This window comes from Thermovibrio guaymasensis (assembly GCF_003633715.1).
In the GTDB taxonomy this organism is placed as follows: domain Bacteria; phylum Aquificota; class Aquificia; order Desulfurobacteriales; family Desulfurobacteriaceae; genus Thermovibrio; species Thermovibrio guaymasensis.
In genome coordinates this window covers 1-16,059 of the sequence record NZ_RBIE01000002.1, presented here as the reverse complement: position 1 = coordinate 16,059, position 16,059 = coordinate 1, and the positions used below count along the sequence as shown (strand labels likewise).

The following is a 16,059-nucleotide window of genomic DNA, read 5'->3' as shown; positions in this document are numbered from 1 at the left end:
AAAAGTAGGTTTGGAGGAGGAATGCTGACTTACGACATAGTAATTGTAGGAGCAGGAGGTGGTGGGCTCTATGCTGCCCTTGAAACTAGCCGTTGCAAAGGGTTAAGGGTTGCCGTTTTAACGAAAGTTTATCCAACCCGTTCCCATACAGGAGCAGCCCAAGGAGGAATAAATGCAGCTTTAGGGAACGTAGCTCCAGATAGTCCTGAAAAGCACGCCTACGATACGGTAAAGGGAAGTGATTTCTTAGCAGATCAGGATGCTGTTGAACTCATGTGTGAGATGGCTCCGAAAGTAATCAGAGAGATGGAACACATGGGACTTCCCTTTTCAAGGTTGTCTGACGGGAGGATTGCCCAAAGGCCTTTTGGCGGAGCTTCCTTTCCCAGAACCTGTTATGCTGCAGATAAGACCGGTCACGTTATGCTACAAACACTTTACGAACAGTGTATTAGGTTTGGAGTTGAATTTTTAAACGAGTGGTTTGCCCTCTCTCTCGTTCATAACGGTGAGAGGATAGCTGGTTTAACTGCAGTAAACCTTAGAACTGGAAGTATTGTTGGAATAAGGGCTAGAGCAGTAATACTTGCCACCGGCGGCCATGCAAGGATTTACTGGAAGAGAACTTCAAACGCCCTTGGAAATACGGGGGACGGTCCGGCTATGGCTTTGAGGGCCGGAGTTCCTCTTAAGGACATGGAGTTTGTTCAGTTCCACCCTACTGGACTTAGGAGGACCGGGATACTCGTCACTGAAGGTGCAAGGGGAGAGGGTGGATACCTGATAAACGCAAAAGGTGAAAGGTTTATGGAAAGGTACGCTCCTGAAAAGATGGAGCTTGCCCCGAGAGATTTAGTTTCAAGGGCAATTGAGACTGAGATAATGGAGGGAAGGGGATTTGAAGATGAAGAGGGTAATAAGTTCGTTTACCTTGATTTGAGGCACCTTGGAAGGAAGAAGATTTTAGAGAGGCTCCCTCAAATTAGAGAGCTTGCTATTGATTTTGAAGGGGTTGACCCAATTGAGGAGCCTATACCAGTAAGGCCTACTGCCCACTACTCAATGGGTGGAATTGATACTGACAAATTTGGAAGGACCTCTATTAAAGGGCTTTATGCAGTTGGTGAGTGTGGATGCGTTTCTGTTCACGGCGCAAACAGGCTCGGAGGTAACTCCCTACTTGATATAGTTGTCTTTGGAAAGATAGCTGGAAAAGATGCGGTTGAATCAATTGAAGGCCTTGATTTTGTAAGTTTCCCCGAAAGTAAAGTGAAGGATGAAGGAGAGAGAATAAAGGCCCTCTTTAACTCTGATGGTTCTGAGAAGCTCTCTCAGCTTAGAAATGAGCTAAGCGATGTAATGAGTGAAGGGGTTGGAATCTTTAGGAGTGAAGAGGGTATAAGGAGAGCTCTAAACAAGGTAAGGGAGATTAAAGAGAGGGCTAAGAAACTGAAGGTTTACGATACGGAGCTTACGTTTAATACTAACCTTCAGCAGACTTTGGAGTTCTTGAACATGATTGAGGTTGCTGAGACTATAGCCCTTGGTGCCCTTGAGAGGAAGGAGAGTAGAGGGGCTCACTCAAGAACCGATTACCCTAAAAGGGATGATGAGAAGTTCCTTAAACACTCAATAATAAGGAAGGGTGACGATGGAGAGCTCCGAGTTTCCTGGAAGCCTGTAGTGATTACAAAGTTCCCACCAGAGGAGAGGAAGTACTAAGGAGGAGAAATGGAAAGGAGGGAAGTTACTTTTAGGATAAAGAGGTTTAACCCTAAAAAGGACGTAAGGCCGTACTACCAGGAGTATAAGTTAACGGTTCCCAGGGGAATGACTATCCTTGAGGCCCTTCAGTTTATAAAAGATGAAATTGACCCTACTTTAGCCTTTAGGGCTTTCTGTAGGAGCGCAATTTGTGGTTCTTGCGCCATTAAGGTGAACGGTTTCCCAAAGCTTGCCTGTAAAACTCAAGTGTTTACTGAGCTTGATAAGTTTAAAACCAGCCTTTTGACCCTTGAACCCCTTGATAACATGGAAGTAATCAGGGATTTAATCGTTGACTGGGACGGTGCCTTTGAGAGGATGAAAGAGTTAAAGCCTTACCTGATTCCAGACCCTAAGGTTGTTCCCGATACACTTGATGAGGAGACGAGAGTCTACCCAGAAGAGCTTAAGAAGTACGACAAGTTTACTGACTGTATTCTTTGTACCAGCTGTTACTCAATTTGCACTGCCACACAGATAGACGAGGGCTATGGAGGACCTTTCCAGCTAGCAAGGCTTTACAGGTTTGCAGTTGATAAGAGGGACGGTCTAAAGGAGGAGAGAGCAAAGATCGGCTATGCTTACGATATGTGGAACTGTGTAAGATGTGAAAAGTGTGCCGACGTCTGTCCGAAGCACGTTGGTCCCGTTGACGCTATTATGCGTTTAAGGGGAATTTCAATAGACATCGGCTTGAAAGATAACCCAGGAGCTCGCCACGTCCTTGCCTTCTACAAATCTCTCATGGAAAGTGGCCTTTTAAACGAAGTTCTCCTTCCTTTAAGGGCTAAAGGGATTAAAGGAGTTCTTGAGAACTTACCTGTTGGAATAAAGATGATCTTAAAGGGTAAGGCTCACAGCCCGATTATGAAGCCGATTAGCGAGCACGAGAGCCTAATTAAGTTGATGAAAGCGGCTATGGAGGTTGAATAATGGAGATGGTTGCCTTTTATCCCGGATGTGCGGCAAAGGGGGCTTCAAAGGAGCTCTACGAGTCAACGGTTGCAGTTTCTGAGGAACTTGGAATTCCTCTTGTAGAGCTCCCCCAGTTCAGCTGTTGTGGTGCTGGAGTCCTTGAGGAGGTGAAGGATATCCTTGATATAGTGGTGAACGCAAGGAACCTCGCTCTTGCAGAGAGAGAGGGATTTAAAACGATAGTTACGGTCTGTAGTACTTGTCTTTTAGTCTTAAAGAGGACAAAGTACCACCTTGATAACGATGATGATTTAAAGGAGAAGGTAAATAACCTACTTGAGAAGGAAGGTCTTGAGTATAAAGGGGAAGTTGACGTTAAGCACTTCCACTGGTTCCTTCTTGACGAGTTTGGAGAGGACGAGCTGAGGAGGAGGGTTAAAAAACCTCTTCAGAGCCTTAAAGTTTATCCCTACTACGGATGTCACACAGTTAGACCTTACGAGATCCTAGGCTATGAGCCTTCTGAGAATCCCCAGTCGCTGGAGAGGTTAATAAGGGCTGTTGGGGCTCAGCCGGTTTCGGGAGAGAGGAGGTTAGAGTGCTGCGGTTTCCACGCCTTCTGGCCAAACCCAAACGGTTCTATGATTTTAACAGGGCTTAACCTTAAAGATGCAAAGCTTTGCGGTGCAGACTGTATAGTTACTCCCTGTCCCTTGTGTCACATGAACCTTGATGCAAATCAGGGAAGGGCCCTTAAAGAGGTTGGAGAGAGCTTTTCAATTCCCGTTCTTCACGTTCCTCAGCTTTTGGGCCTTGCACTTGGAATAGAACCAAAGAGGCTAGGGCTTCACAGGAACATCGTTCCTGTTAACTGTTAAGTGGAAGTTTCCTCTCAACCTGTTTAATGAGGGAGAGGTCAACCTCTCCCTCTATAACTGCAGTTCCGTCCTTACACTCTGAAATTACCCTTCCCCATGGGTCTACAATCTTGGAACTTCCTGCCATCTGGCCACTACCGTTTGCCCCTATGAAGAAGCGTTGGAACTCTATAGCCCTTGCCTTTATTAAAGTCTCCCAGTGGTCTCTCCTTGCCCTTCCCCACTGGGCTGGAACTGTAAAGACTTCTCCTCCCTGTTCTTTTAACCTCTTTATTATCTCGTAGAACCTTAATTCAAAACAGATTACAGGAGCTAAAACCCCAACTGAAGTTTCTACAACCTTTACACTTTCAAAGCTTCCGGCAGAAAAGTGTTTTCCCTCTCCTCCCGGAAGGAAGAGCTTAACTTTTGGCCTTGAAAGGACTTCCCTTCCTCTATCAAAGACCTTAACTGTGTTGAAAATCTTGCCGTTAATCTTCTCAAATCCTGTTATTACAATAGTTAGTGAAAGGCCTTCTGAGAAGGATAGGAGCTCCAAGAATACTTTCTCAGAGAACTTAACTGCTTCTTCCTTCTCCTGATAACAGAAGCCGGTTACTGCAACTTCCGGAACTACCACCAAGGAGTTTGGTGAACAGAGGTTTAGAAGAGTTAAGAGAGTAGAGTAATTCTTACTGAATGAGCAGGGCTGACTTTCAAACTGAAGGACGTAAGCCTTGAACCTCAAAGTTTCTCCTCCAGTAACTTCCTTCCACCCTTCTTTTCCCACACGATTTCGCAGTAGGTTTTCCTTCCGGAGTTTACCTTGTAGTGGTAGTACCTCATAGGTTCCTTCTGGTAGTAGCGGTGGTGGTACTCCTCTGCCGGATAGAAGTTCTTAAAGGGTTCGACTTTAACAGATACCGGTTCTTCAAATAGAGAACTTTCGCTAAGTACTCTTAGAGCCTTTTCCGATAATCTCCTTTGTTCTTCATCATGGTAAAAGATTACGGGCCTATACTGGCTCCCTCTGTCTGCAAACTGACCTTTTGAATCTGTTGGGTCAATGTTGGTTAAGTAGGTAATTAGGAGTTCCCTAAAGGAGACTCTTTCAGGGTCGTAAAATAGCTGGACTGCTTCAACGTGACCGGTTTTTCCACTGCAGACTTCCTCATAAGTTGGGTTTTCAACATCTCCCCCAGCGTAGCCGGGAGTTACTTTAATAACCCCTTCAACCTTACTGAAGGCCTCTTCAAGGCACCAGAAACATCCTCCTCCGAAAGTTGCAACTTTAACTTCCATTTTCAATAACCCTCATTTTCATAGCAGCTTCTCTAGCCTTTCTCCTTGCCTCTTCAACTGTCTCAGCCCTTGCTACGGCTACTCCCATTCTCCTCTTTGGCCTTGTTGTTGGCTTTCCAAAGATCCTTACCCAAACGTTTGGTTCCTTAAGGGCCTCTTCCAGTCCCTCGTAAAGGGGGGCTACTCCGTTCTCTTTGGCGTGGAAGCAGTAGGACGCTCCAGGTGAGAGGAGTTCTATATGGATCGGAAGTCCCAGAATTGCCCTCAGGTGAATTTCAAACTCGCTCATATTCTGGCTTGCCATTGTGACCATTCCCGTATCGTGAGGTCTCGGTGAAACTTCGCTGAACCAAACTGTATCTCCCTTAACGAAGAACTCACATCCAAAGATTCCATAACCTCCAAGGGCATCTGTTACTGCCTTTGCCATTTCCTTAGCCTTTTCCAAGGCTACCTCACTCATAGGTTGAGGTTGCCAGCTCTCGTGGTAGTCCCCTTCAACCTGGAAGTGGCCTATCGGCGGGCAGAAAAGAGTTCCTTGGTTCTTAGTCCTGACGGTTAGTAGCGTTATCTCAAAGTCAAAGTTTATAAACTCCTCAACTATTAGGGCATTCCCTTTCCCTCTGGCGTTTTCCTTTGCGTACTTAAAGGCATGTTCTAGCTGGCTTTCATCCTTCACTACGCTCTGTCCTTTACCTGAGGAGCTCATGACCGGCTTAACAACCACCGGGTATCCTAACTCCTTAACTGCCTGCTTAAACTCATCAAAGCTCTCGGCAAACCTGTAGGCTGAGGTCTTAAGGCCTAGCTCTTCGGCAGCGAGCCTCCTTATTCCTATCCTGTCCATTGTGTACTTTACTGCCTTTCCACTTGGAACGACCGTAAAGCCCTCCTTCTCAAGTTCAAGGAGTGTATCGGTATCAATGGCCTCAATTTCGGGAACTATAAAGTCCGGCTTTTCCCTATAAACTATGTTCTTTATCTGCCTTCCATCTCTCATGTCTACTACGTAGTACCTATGGGCAACCTGCTGTGCAGGTGCAAACTGGTATGAGTCAACTGCCACCACTTCAATTCCCAGCCTCATGGCCTCTATAACGAACTCTTTTCCGAGTTCTCCGCTACCGAGAAGGAGTACCTTTGTGGCGTTTTGGGAAAGGGGAGTTCCTATTCTCATCTTTCCTCCTCTTTAGTTTTTTCTACTTAGTGTTACATTCAAGTTTATATGAAGCCTTTAGTTCAATTCTCTCAGGGCTTCTCTTTGGCTGAGGAGCAGGTGTAGTAGGCGTCCTTACCAACTTATACGTAGAGAAGGAAGGGCTATACTTTGGAGAGAATGAAACTTCCTTTAAAGTACACTTCTCTTTTAGTATTTTCCCAAATCTGTTACTTTGGAAGAGGATTTCCTTTAGGGCTTTACTCTTAAGCTTTTGAAGGGTCCTTTCCCTCTTTTCCCACGAAACTTCCCACTTTGTGCTGTTAACTGTGTACTTGAAGCTTGAAATCCCTTGGGCTTCTTCAAGGGCCTTAAATATCTTTCCCTGCTCTTTGGGACTCTTAAGGTGGAACGTATAGACGCAGCTACCTCTAAAACCTAAGTCAACGTACCTCTTTTCCTGTGGATCCCACTCCCTAACCGGCCAGAGGGAGAAGTTTCCTCCTGTGTACTCAAGTTCAGTCCTCCTTAAGTAGTCATCTGCCGTTTGAAGGGCTTTTAGAACTTCCTCCTCCCGGTTGCCCCGGGCCTTTACAGTTATTGAGATTTTGTAGCTGTCCGGTTGAGTCCACTCCCAGACCGTAATAGAGTCTGAGATTGTTGTTCCGTAGGAGGTTCCTACGAGTATGAAGGTTAATAAGGTTGCTAGCCACATCATAACCTAATCTCCTGTAAGCTTTTCCTAATTATAGAAAAGAGATAACGTAGGCTAAAAGCGGGAAGTAGAGGAGGAAGAGGAGAGTAGATATAAAGATTATTGATGCAGCAAGCTTTGAATTTGTTTTAAACTCCTCACAGAGAACGTAGTTGAGGACTGCTGAGGGAAGGGAGGACTGGACTACTAAGACCTTCTTTAAAAGGGGAGGGCTCTTAAAGAGTAAGACTGCAATTAGTGCCCCTAAGGTTCCTCCTATGAACCTAACGGCTGAGGCCAAGAAGGCCTCTTTAACCTGGTCTACCGAAACTCTTGAGAGGGAAATCCCTATTGATACGAGCATCAGGGGCATAGTTGAATCACCTGTTAGCTTAAGAACCTTCTCTATTCCTGGCGGGAGCTCCACTTCCTTTAGTAGAAAGGCAAGGAGAACTGCGTAGATGAGGGGTATTTTAAAGATTGCAACTAGCCCCTCTTTAATTTCGTTTCCCTTTAAGATTAAAATCCCGAAGGTAAAGTGGTAGACTGCCATAACTACCATGAACGAAATTGCGTAGGGAAGAGCTCCCTCACCGAACATCAGGTAAATCAGAGGAATTCCTAAGTATCCAGCGTTCATTACAGTTGCTGAGATCTCAAATGCCGGCTCTTTCGCCTTCAAAACTGCCTTTTCGGTTAAAACTGAAAGTAGGTAGGAGAAGGCAAAGACAAAGAGTGCCGTTAGTGATATATGAATGAAGTTCTCCGGTGTTATCTCAACTTTCCTAAATGACGAAAATATTAGGGAAGGGGCAAACAGGTATAGAACGATGAATGAGATTGTATTTGTCTCAAGTTCAGTTTTTAACTTACCAAAGAGATAACCTGTTCCGATTAGCAGGTATAGGGGAAGTACTACGTTTATTAGGAGCTGTTCCACTACAGCCTTTCCCCTTTTACCCTTTCACTTTCCCTTCTCTGAGTTAGACCAAGGGAGTCAAGGTATTCTAAGAGGGGAATGGCAAACTTCCTGCTAACTCCCAAGTAATCTTTAAACTCTCCAACAGAGAGGGTCTCTTTCTTTGAAAAGTGTCTCTTCAGAATCTCCCTTATCCTGTTAAAGCTCTCAGGGGAGATTAGCAGTTCTCCTATTCTATGGTAGCCTTTCCTTCTAACGAGGTAAGAGGCTATTGTGTTAACTTTTTCCTCGCCTGTTCCAACCAATTTCCCTATCTCTTTAACCGATGGTGGAGTAAATTCGCCTTTACAGATTAGAGCTTCAACTTTTGGAACGAGTTCCTTGTAAACTCCTTCCTCCCGTGGCTCAAATCCCCTTATCCTTAGGAATCCTTGGTTTTCCTCTATTTTAGATTCTTTCAGGAGCTCCCTCACTGCCATTTCTATGAGCTCTTTGCTCTCCTTCAGTTTACTCTTTATCTCCTGAAGAGTTAATCCTTCAGCTATTGGAGTCTCACTGTGGGTTCTGTCTAGGAGCTCCAAAACCCTTTTCTTTATCTCTTCTAACTTTTCCCTAGTGTAGATTTCCTGACCCGCTTTAACTACAAGACCTTCACTTAGTAGAGTCTCAACGGTCTTATCAGCTTCTTCTGGTTTTAAGTTTAGTAGCTGTATTAGTTCTTTTGTCGTAATTGGTTCCTTTAACCTTAAATGGGCAAGGACTCTTTCCTTCAAACTACCACCAATTATTTTCTCTAGCTTCTCTTTAAATTCCTCCCTTAACCTCCTTCTAAACTTCCTGTGGGGGAGGGGGTCTAAGATTTTCCCTCCTCCAATCACGGTTGCTGGAGAGTAGTTCCTAATTACAAACCTATCCCCGTAAACGGGAACAACTTCGTCCTTCAACCTTATTTGGGCTAGAGCCTTCTCTCCAGGTAGGAGTTCGTCCTTGTCTATTAAAAAGAGCTCTCCTTCCGATTCACTCGTAAGGTGGTGGAAGTGAAGCTTAAATCCAGAAGTTACTATGACCTCTGCGTCCTTAGAGAGTTCCACTAGAACGTCAACCATATTTGTAGGTTTAAGATATCCGGGAGTTGCTATTAAGTCTCCCCTTGTAATCTCCTCTTTCTTAACGTCCGATAAGTTGAGGGCCGTTCTCTGGCCGGCCACTGCTTCCTCTACTTTCTCCCCGTGAACCTGAATTCCCCTTACCTTTACCCTTTTCCCTGGTGGAAGGATCTCAACTTCATCTCCCACTTTAACCTTTCCAGATAGGAGGGTTCCGGTTATAACCGTTCCAAAGCCCTTTACCGTAAAGGAGCGGTCAACTGGAAGCCTTAAAATTCCTCCACTCTCTTTAGGTTCGGTTTCAATGGCAATTCTATCAAGCTCTTTAATTAGTTCATCTATTCCCTCTCCAGTCTTTGAGGAAACGGTAACTATTGGAGCTCCCTCTAAGAAAGTTCCCCTAGAAAACTCCTTAACTTCTTCCTTTACAAGTTCAAGCCAATCCTCATCAACCAGGTCCTTTTTCGTTAAAACAACTATCCCTTTTTTCGTTCCTAAGCTTTGGCACACTGTTAAGTGTTCCTTTGTCTGGGGCATAATTCCTTCGTCTGCCGCAACTATGAAGAGGACTACGTCAAGGCCGTGGGCACCTGCAAGCATGTTCTTTATGAACTTCTCGTGTCCTGGAACGTCAACTATTCCGGCTGAAACTCCAGAGGGGAGCTGAAGGTGGGCAAACCCCAAGTCAATAGTCATTCCCCTTCTCTTCTCCTCTTCCCACCTGTCCGTGTCAATTCCGGTTAGAGCTCTAATTAAGCTGGTTTTCCCGTGGTCTATGTGTCCGGCAGTTCCAACTACGAGGAATTTCTTACTTTGCATAGTCAACGGCCCTCGTTTCCCTTATGACTGTAACTTTAATCTGTCCTGGGTACTGAACCTCTTCTTCAATCTTCTTTGAAATTTGGTGGGCGAGGAATGCAGCCTCCTCGTCTGTTATCTTGTCTGGTTCAACCATTATCCTAATCTCTCTACCTGCCTGAATTGCAAAGGCCTTCATAACTCCGGGGAACGATTCAGCGATACTCTCTAGCTTCTCAATCCTCTTAATGTAGGCCTCTAAACTTTCCCTCCTTGCTCCAGGCCTTGCTGCAGATAGGGCGTCGGCAGTGGCTGCGCATATTGACTCAATGCAGGTAAACTCAACCTCTCCGTGGTGGGCAGCAGCAGCGTTTACCACAGCCTCAGGCTCTCCGTACTTCTTAAGTATGTCTGCACCGATTATTGCGTGGGATCCCTCAACTTCGTGGCTTACGGCCTTTCCTATATCGTGGAAGAGTCCTGCCCTCTTTGCAAGCTGAACGTCTGCGCCAATTTCGGCAGCTATCATTCCAGAAAGGTAGGCTACCTCCTTTACGTGCTGTAGGACGTTCTGGCCGTAGCTAGTCCTGAACTTAAGTTTACCGAGGAGTTTCTTTAGCTCTGGGTGAACGTTATCTATTCCAAGTTCAAACAGGACCTCCTCTGCTGCATTGAGGATTTCCTGTTCAATTTCCCCCTTAACCTTTTCAACTACCTCCTCTATCCTTGCAGGGTGAATCCTTCCATCAGCCACGAGCCTTTCAAGTGCTATCCTTGCAATTTCCCTCCTTACAGGATCAAAGCTTGAGATAGTTACAGCTTCGGGGGTGTCGTCAATGATGAGGTCAACTCCTGTGGCAAGCTCAAAGGCCCTTATGTTCCTTCCTTCTCTACCTATAATTCTTCCCTTCATCTCGTTGTTTGGAAGGTCAACTACTGAAACTGTTGTTTCGGCTACGATATCGGTTGATAACCTCTGGATTGCAGTTGCAAGTATCTTTTTTGCCCTTCTATCAACTGTAGACTCAAATTCCTCTTCAATTCTCTTATACCTTACTGCAAGGTCTCTCCTTATTTCGTCTTCCATCCTTCTCATGAGCTCTTCCTGGGCTTCTTCCCTTGTCATTCCGGATATCTCTTCAAGTTTCTTCAGTTCTTCCTCAATTAGCTGGTTAACTTTCATCTCCTTTTCAAGGAGCTCTGCTTCAAGCTTTTCTACCTCTGTTCTCTTCTCCTCAAGCTCTGCCTCTAATTTATCAAGGAAGTCTGCTCGCCTATCAAGGTTCTCCTCTCTCTTGTCAAGGGTCGTTTCCCTCTTATCTAAGTACTCTTCCCTCCTTAGGAGCCTTTTCTCAAGCTCACTTAACTCCTTCCTCTTTTCTCTGAGCTCTTCCTCTACCTTCTCCTTTTCCTTTAAGACTTCCTCTTTTGCCTCAAGGAGAGCTTTTTTCTTCATATCCTCGTACTTTTCCCTTGCCTCTTCTAGAAGCTTTTGAGCCTTTTCCTTTATCTCCTGAGCGTCCCTCTCGGCCCTTTTGATTAGCTCCTCTGCTTCCCTTTCAGCCTTTTCTAAGACTTTCTTTTCAATGTCCTCTTTTATTGCCTGTCCTTTTTTAGTTCCTACAACGTAGCCTCCTGCTAGGCCTGTTAGAACGGCAAATATCGCAACTAAGATTGTTTCCATTCTTTCCTCCTTACAGTTGTTTTGTCTGTAACTATAACGTCAACTGGTATGTCAAAGGGTTCTTTAGGTACTTCCTCTGTAAGTTGGAAGTCAAAGCAAACTCCAATTTTGGACTTTACCGGGAATTTTTCAAGTAACCTGTCGTAGTAGCCTCCTCCAAAGCCTATTCTGTAGCCCTTTTTATCAAAGGCGATTCCTGGAACGAAAACTACTTCAACTTCCCTCAAAATGAAATCCGGTCTGTATGGAGGTTCTTTTATTCCAAACCTTCCCGGTAGGAGTTCTGAGAGCGATTTGACTCTTAAGGGGGTAATCTCCCTTCCTATCACTTTGGGAAAGGCCACAGTTTTACCTTCCCGAATTAGCTTTTCAGCAAGGGGGGTGATGTCGGGCTCGTTTTTTATGGGGTGGTAAAAGAGGAAAGAGGAGGCTTTTAGTTCCTTGACTAACCTTTCCAGCTCCTGAACTATTTTCTGGCTTTTCCTTTTGACTTCGTCGGGTGTTAGGAGAAGCCTTTTCTCTTTTAGCTTCTGTCTTATTATCTCTTTTTTAGACACATTGATAACCCCTAAGTTTTCTAGGGGCTTCAAGGAAGATTGTTAGGGGGCAAGCTTCTTACCGGTGGTAACAAGCAGTTTTGCTCCCTCTTCAAGCCTCTTTATCTCTTCTCCGAGTTCCCTGATTTGACCTTTCAGCGATTCGTTCTCATCGAGTAAGTAGAAGCAGGCAACAATCAGGGCTTTGTCAAACGTAACCCTGCTGTTGCCTGCCTTTATTTTCTCTATCATAACCTCAAGGCGCTGGGCGAGGCTCTTTACGTAATCTGGGTCTTTATCCGTCTTTATCGTAAATTTCCTGCCGGAAATTATTACTTCAACAGTATTTGGTAAGCTCACAATCTTCCTCTTAGCCCCTTAGTTTAGCTCCTACTTTTTCAAGCTCCTCAATTATAGCATCTAGAACCCTGTTAACCTCTTCGTCTGAAAGGGTTCTGTCTGGAGCTCTGAAGGTTAAAGAAAAGGCTACGCTCTTTTTACCCTCAGGAACTCCCTTTCCTTTGTAGACGTCAAAGAGTTCCACTTTGTAAAGGTACTTAGCGGCTCTCTCTATTACACCTTCAATTTGTGCAACGGGGACGTCTTCGTCAACTATTACTGCAATGTCCCTCATGACCGGAGGGAACTTTGGAATTTGCTTAAACTCTATTCTCTCTTCTTTTGCCATTTCAAGTAGCTTTCCAAGTTCAACTTCTGCTACGTAAATATCCTGTTTTACATCAAACCTTTCAAGGACATCTGGGTGGAGTTTCCCTAAAAATCCGACGGTTTCTCCTTTTACTTTAACTCTTGCACTCTGTCCCGGGTGTAGGTAATCTTTCTCCTCTTCCCTTTCAAACTCTCCTTTTAGTCTTAAGAAGGAGAGTACTTCCTCAATAACTCCCTTAAGGTCGTAAAAGTCTACCTCTCTCTTGGAGAATAGCCCCTCGGGAACCTCTCCCGTCATTACAATTCCGAGCTTTAAGATCTCCTTTGGAAGTTCTCCCTCCGTTGGCTCAAAGACCTTTGCGGCTTCAAATAGGAATACGTCTTTCTCGTTCCTGTTTATGTTGTTTACTGCGTTTTGAACCAGGCTTGGGAAGATGAAGTTTCTCATGTAGACCCACTCTTCAGAGAGCGGGTTCTTAATCTTTACGAGGGAGCCGGTTTGTAGGTTGAACTTACTGTATAAACTTTCTCCAATGAAGGAGTAGTTGATTGCTTCAGTTAACCCCAGGTCACTTAAAAGCTCTTTAACCCTTTCTACTCTAAATGGTTCAAAGTTCTTCTTTACTTCAGAGTGCATTAGGGGGTAGGAGCTAACAACGTTTTTCATCCCAAAGATTCTTACAACCTCTTCTATGAGGTCTATTTCCCTTCCTACGTCGTACTTCCTCCAGGAGGGGACTTTAACTACTACGTATTCCCTCTCCTTTTTAACTGTAAATCCAAGGCCCGTAAGTATGTCGTATGCCTTCCTTGAAGGGATGTTTACTCCAAGGAGCTTTGTTGCCCTTTCAGGGTTAAAGACGATTACCTTTGGAGTGTAAGGCTTAGGGTAGAAAGAGACCTTCCCCTTTGCAACCTCTCCGCCTGTTAACTTCTGGATTAGGTGGAGAGCTCTCTTTCCTGCAAATTCACAGGATTCAATGTCTGCTCCCCTTTCAAACCTGTAGGAAGCGTCAGTTGAAATTCCGAGCCTCTTGGAAGTCCTCCTTACAGTCATAGGTTCAAAGTGGGCACTCTCTAAAAAGAGTTCCTCTGTTGAGAAATCAGTTCCGCTCTCCTCTCCTCCTATTATCCCAGCAATGGCTACTGGCCTTTCAGAGTCTGCTATTACGAGGTCCTCTTCTGAGAGCTCCCTTTCAACTCCGTCTAAAGTCCTTATTTTCTCTCCTTTCCTAGCTCTTCTTACTACAACTTCCCTTCCAGCTAGCTTCCTAAGGTCAAATGCGTGGAGGGGTTGTCCCAGTTCGTACATAACGTAGTTTGTTACGTCAACTACCGCATTTATCGGCCTTAAACCTACAAGGTAGAGCCTAACTTTGAGCCAAAGGGGACTTTCCCTGTTTTCTATTCCTTTAACGACAAATCCTTCATACCTTGGGCAGGCTGCTCCGTCAAGGACTTTAAGGCTTACCTCCTCCTGAGCCTCAAAGTCCCCTTCCTTGTAGGAAGTTTCAGGGAGAGTTATCTGCCTTCCTAAAACTGCTCTAAGTTCCCTTGCTATCCCTAAAACCGATAGAGCATCTGGCCTGTTTGTTGTTATCTCATACTCAATTATCCAGTCGTCAAGGTTAAGGACTTCCTTTATATCCCTTCCAATTGGTGTATCATCTGGGAGTATCATTATTCCGCTTGCAGATTCAGTAAGTCCCAGCTCCTCCTCTGAACAGAGCATACCGTTTGAAACAGCTCCCCTCAGCTTACTCTTTTTAATTCTTACTCCTATTGGAAGCTTAGCTCCGTGAAGGGCAACAGGGACAACTGCTCCTTCAAATACGTTATCAGCTCCCGTAACTATCTGTAAAACAGTTTCTCCAACGTCAACCTGGCAGATCTTTAACCTGTCAGCGTTTGGGTGTTTTGATATTTCAATGATCTTTCCAGTTACAACCTTTTCAAGGTTTTCTCCAGCGTAGCGGACAGAGTCAACCTCTATACCGACGTCGGTTAGTATATCTGCAACTTCCTGAGCGCTTAAGTCGCTAACGTCTATAAACTCGTTAAGCCACCTGTATGTAATCTTCATCTTTACTCACCCCTGAACTGTCTTAAAAATCTAACGTCGTTTTCAAAGAAGAGCCTTAAATCGTCAATACCGTACTTGAGCATGGCAATTCTCTCAACTCCCATTCCAAAGGCAAAGCCCTGGTAAACCTCAGGGTTTATACCAACTGCCTTGAAGACTGCTGGGTCTACCATTCCACAACCTAATATCTCAAGCCAACCAGTTCCTTTACAGACCTTACAGCCCTTTCCTCCACATATTACGCATCCGATGTCAACTTCTGCGCTGGGTTCGGTAAAGGGGAAGTAGGACGGTCTAAATCGGACTTTCGTATCTGAGCCAAAGACCTCCCTTAAGAAGACCTCTAAAACGCCTTTTAAGTCTGCAAATGTAACTTTTTGATCAACCATTAAGCCTTCAACCTGATGAAACATCGGCGTATGCGTTACGTCGGCGTCCTTCCTGTAAACTTTTCCGGGGGCGATTATCTGAATTGGAGGAGAGTTCTTCTCCATTACCCTTATTTGGACGGGGGAGGTGTGGGTTCTCAGAACTACATCCTCTGAAATGTAGAAGGTATCCTGCATCTCCCTTGCAGGGTGTCCTTTGGGTATGTTGAGGGCCTCAAAGTTGTAAAAGTCCGTCTCTATCTCTGGGCCTTCTGCTATTGAGAATCCCATACTCGTAAATATCCTTACTATCTCTTTTAAAGTCCTCGTTACTGGGTGGAGAGCTCCTAATCCTCTCTTCCTTCCAGGGAGTGTTATATCTATCCTCTCCTTTCTTAACTTCTCAGCCTTTCCCTTCTCTTTAAGTTCTTTTCCCTTTTCCTTTATTAAGGTTTCTATCTCCCTTTTTAGCTGGTTGCACGCTTTTCCAAACTCTTTCCTCTCCTCAGGAGGTAAGGAAGGAATCTTCTTAAGGAGCTCTGTGACCTTTCCTTTCCTTCCGATGTATTCAACCCTTAACTGTTCTAACTCTTCAAGGTTTGAAACATTTTTAAGCTTATCGGTAAACTCCTCTTTAAGCTTATCAATCATTTCAGTTTCCCTCTTTTGTTTTGTGTGGTGGGAAATTATAACTCAAAAGGGAAATGCTTTCCTCTGAGGAACTTGTTGGGAGTGGGGAAGTTTGGGTTTTTATTTTTTTTGTGAATAACTTACTTGAATAAGTCGGAAAAAAATAAAGGGCGGATTTTCCCGCCCAGTTATTAGTTATTAGCGAACCTTTTACACCTTCTGTACCAGTTTAAATAGTTCTCTGCAGCTTTAAGTAAATCCTTTCCTGCTTGACGGAGCTCCCTCTTAAAGCGTCTCCTTTCCCTCTTTGTTCCGTTGAAGGCGAGAATTTGAGGAGATTGGTTGTAATTTTCCTTTATTTGTTCAAAGATTTTCTTTAGAGAACCTTGGATTTTTTGACTTTTCTCTCCCTCTTTAACTCTTACCCAGAGTTCCATTTTCCACCTCCTACATAGGAGATGTTTGAAGAAGAGATAAGGTGGAAAAATAAAAAAAGCCTGGCACCGCCCTACTTTCCCACCCGCTCCCGCGGGCAGTATCATCGGCGCTGGCGGGCTTAACTTCCGAGTTCGGAATGG

The 16,059-nt window shown here is 44.7% G+C and carries 15 protein-coding genes and 1 rRNA gene; 3 read left to right on the top strand and 13 right to left on the bottom strand.

The annotated features are described in order from the left end of the window. The first annotated feature begins 21 nt into the window (after nt 1-21). Genes sdhA through C7457_RS05145 form a run of 3 tightly spaced genes read left to right on the top strand, consistent with a single transcriptional unit; the run spans nt 22 to nt 3,557 of the window. Complete coding sequence (gene sdhA, locus C7457_RS05155; protein ID WP_121170752.1) at nt 22-1,722, top strand: succinate dehydrogenase flavoprotein subunit; 1,701 nt, start codon at nt 22-24, stop codon at nt 1,720-1,722. A 9-nt stretch (nt 1,723-1,731) separates the two neighbouring features. Then, nucleotides 1,732-2,697 carry a succinate dehydrogenase/fumarate reductase iron-sulfur subunit gene (locus C7457_RS05150; protein WP_121170750.1) on the top strand — a complete coding sequence of 322 codons (966 nt, stop codon included), beginning with the start codon at nt 1,732-1,734 and terminating at the stop codon, nt 2,695-2,697. Then, nucleotides 2,697-3,557: a CoB--CoM heterodisulfide reductase iron-sulfur subunit B family protein gene (locus tag C7457_RS05145; protein ID WP_121170748.1), complete on the top strand. Its 861-nt coding sequence runs from the start codon at nt 2,697-2,699 to the stop codon at nt 3,555-3,557. Before C7457_RS05150 ends, C7457_RS05145 begins: the two co-directional genes overlap by 1 nt. On the opposite strand, the gene C7457_RS05140 is transcribed toward C7457_RS05145, so the two are convergent. The 13 genes from C7457_RS05140 to rrf form a co-directional block, all read right to left on the bottom strand. Next, nucleotides 3,547-4,284, bottom strand: coding sequence for a nitrilase-related carbon-nitrogen hydrolase (locus tag C7457_RS05140; RefSeq protein WP_121170746.1), 738 nt, complete (start codon nt 4,282-4,284; stop codon nt 3,547-3,549). The genes C7457_RS05145 and C7457_RS05140 overlap by 11 nt on opposite strands. Then, a complete protein-coding gene (gene msrA / locus C7457_RS05135; RefSeq protein WP_121171377.1) occupies nt 4,281-4,838 on the bottom strand; it encodes a peptide-methionine (S)-S-oxide reductase MsrA in 558 nt (185 codons plus the stop codon). Before msrA ends, C7457_RS05140 begins: the two co-directional genes overlap by 4 nt. Further along, nucleotides 4,828-6,015, bottom strand: coding sequence for a formate-dependent phosphoribosylglycinamide formyltransferase (gene purT, locus C7457_RS05130; protein ID WP_121170744.1), 1,188 nt, complete (start codon nt 6,013-6,015; stop codon nt 4,828-4,830). Before purT ends, msrA begins: the two co-directional genes overlap by 11 nt. A gap of 22 nt (nt 6,016-6,037) precedes the next feature. After that, on the bottom strand, nt 6,038-6,712 hold the full coding sequence (locus C7457_RS05125) for an SIMPL domain-containing protein (protein ID WP_121170742.1): 675 nt from the start codon (nt 6,710-6,712) through the stop codon (nt 6,038-6,040). A gap of 28 nt (nt 6,713-6,740) precedes the next feature. After that, entirely contained in the window at nt 6,741-7,628 is an 888-nt protein-coding gene (locus tag C7457_RS05120) for an AEC family transporter (RefSeq protein ID WP_121170740.1), read from the bottom strand. Then, on the bottom strand, nt 7,628-9,532 hold the full coding sequence (gene selB / locus C7457_RS05115; RefSeq protein WP_121170738.1) for a selenocysteine-specific translation elongation factor: 1,905 nt from the start codon (nt 9,530-9,532) through the stop codon (nt 7,628-7,630). The genes C7457_RS05120 and selB overlap by 1 nt, the downstream gene beginning before the upstream one ends. Beyond that, nucleotides 9,522-11,195, bottom strand: coding sequence for a ribonuclease Y (rny, locus tag C7457_RS05110; RefSeq protein WP_121170736.1), 1,674 nt, complete (start codon nt 11,193-11,195; stop codon nt 9,522-9,524). Before rny ends, selB begins: the two co-directional genes overlap by 11 nt. Then, nucleotides 11,180-11,752, bottom strand: a complete 573-nt coding sequence (locus C7457_RS05105) for a 5-formyltetrahydrofolate cyclo-ligase (protein ID WP_170137367.1) — start codon at nt 11,750-11,752, stop codon at nt 11,180-11,182. Before C7457_RS05105 ends, rny begins: the two co-directional genes overlap by 16 nt. Before the next feature lie 42 nt (nt 11,753-11,794). Continuing rightward, entirely contained in the window at nt 11,795-12,091 is a 297-nt protein-coding gene (locus tag C7457_RS05100; RefSeq protein WP_121170731.1) for a cell division protein ZapA, read from the bottom strand. A 10-nt stretch (nt 12,092-12,101) separates the two neighbouring features. Next, nucleotides 12,102-14,483, bottom strand: coding sequence for a phenylalanine--tRNA ligase subunit beta (gene pheT / locus C7457_RS05095; RefSeq protein ID WP_121170729.1), 2,382 nt, complete (start codon nt 14,481-14,483; stop codon nt 12,102-12,104). 2 nt (nt 14,484-14,485) lie between these two features. After that, on the bottom strand, nt 14,486-15,502 hold the full coding sequence (gene pheS, locus C7457_RS05090; RefSeq protein WP_121170727.1) for a phenylalanine--tRNA ligase subunit alpha: 1,017 nt from the start codon (nt 15,500-15,502) through the stop codon (nt 14,486-14,488). Nucleotides 15,503-15,672: 170 nt separating this feature from the next. Then, nucleotides 15,673-15,918, bottom strand: coding sequence for a hypothetical protein (locus C7457_RS05085; RefSeq protein ID WP_121170725.1), 246 nt, complete (start codon nt 15,916-15,918; stop codon nt 15,673-15,675). A gap of 58 nt (nt 15,919-15,976) precedes the next feature. Continuing rightward, nucleotides 15,977-16,059 (bottom strand): 5S ribosomal RNA (gene rrf, locus C7457_RS05080); the annotation flags it as partial.